Origin of the sequence: Phenylobacterium sp. (assembly GCF_030654915.1) — a bacterium.
Lineage (GTDB): Bacteria > Pseudomonadota > Alphaproteobacteria > Caulobacterales > Caulobacteraceae > Phenylobacterium.
In genome coordinates this window covers 1-1046 of sequence record NZ_JAURWM010000175.1, presented here as the reverse complement: position 1 = coordinate 1046, position 1046 = coordinate 1, and the positions used below count along the sequence as shown (strand labels likewise).

The following is a 1046-nucleotide window of genomic DNA, read 5'->3' as shown; positions in this document are numbered from 1 at the left end:
CCGCGGCCAAAGGCATGGTTGTCGCTTGGCACGCCGCTCGCGAGCCAGACCGACTTGCGATTTCGTCCGAACGAGGCGATCGCACGTTTTCGGAATTGAACGCACAAGCTAACCGTCTTGTCGGGGTGCTGCGGGGCGCGGGCTTAATGCCCGGCGATGGCGTGGCTCTTCTCTGCGTCAATCGCCCCGAATTCGTCGAGACCGTCATGGCCTGCCAACGCGCCGGCTTCCGGCTCACGCCGGTCAACTGGCATCTTACTGCCGGGGAAGTGGCGTATATCGTCGAGAACTGTGAGGCCAAGGCCTTCGTCGCTGACGCAGGACTCGCGGCAGCTGCGGTCCAAGCGGGCCGCACAGCGCCAACTCTACGTATCAAGCTCGCAGCAGGCGGGCCCATCGAAGGATTCGCGTCATACGACACCTTGATTGCGCGGGAGTCCGGCGAGAATGTCCACGATCCCGTTCCGGGCAGTCAGATGCTCTACACCTCCGGCACGACGGGCCATCCCAAAGGGGTCTATCGGGGTAGCGCGCCGGCGGCGTCCTCCCTTTTCACAAAAATGGTCGAGACAGCACAGTTCAATGGTGCCGGTGACGTTTCGGTCGTGACCGGACCGCTCTATCACGCCGCGCCGCTGAGCTTGAATCTCTTACTCCCGCTCTCGGCGGGCGTTCACACTTTACTGATGGACAAATGGGACGCGGAGGAAATGCTCCGTTTGATCGATCGGCATCGCATCACTCATACCCATGTCGTCCCGACGATGCTCAATCGCCTGCTCCAACTCACTCCCGGAGTCCGCGCGAAATATGATGTCACATCATTGCGCTGGGTGCTTCACGGGGCGGCTCCTTGTCCGGTCCATGTGAAGAAGGCGACGCTCGAATGGCTGGGGCCCGTTGTCTTCGAATACTATGGCGCTACCGAAGGTGGTGGGGTTTTCATCGAGCCGGCCGAATGGCTGAACAAACCAGGCTCTGTAGGCAGGCCCACCACAGGGGTAGTCATGCAGATTCAAGATGAGGGCGGTAAGGAGTTGCCGCAG

The 1046-nt window shown here is 61.1% G+C and carries 1 protein-coding gene; it reads left to right on the top strand.

Annotated elements, in window-relative coordinates:
- Nucleotides 1–14: 14 nt before the first annotated feature.
- Nucleotides 15–1046, top strand: a 1032-nt coding sequence (locus Q7T84_RS08955) for an AMP-binding protein (RefSeq protein ID WP_304807907.1), incomplete at its 3' end; no start/stop codon positions are given.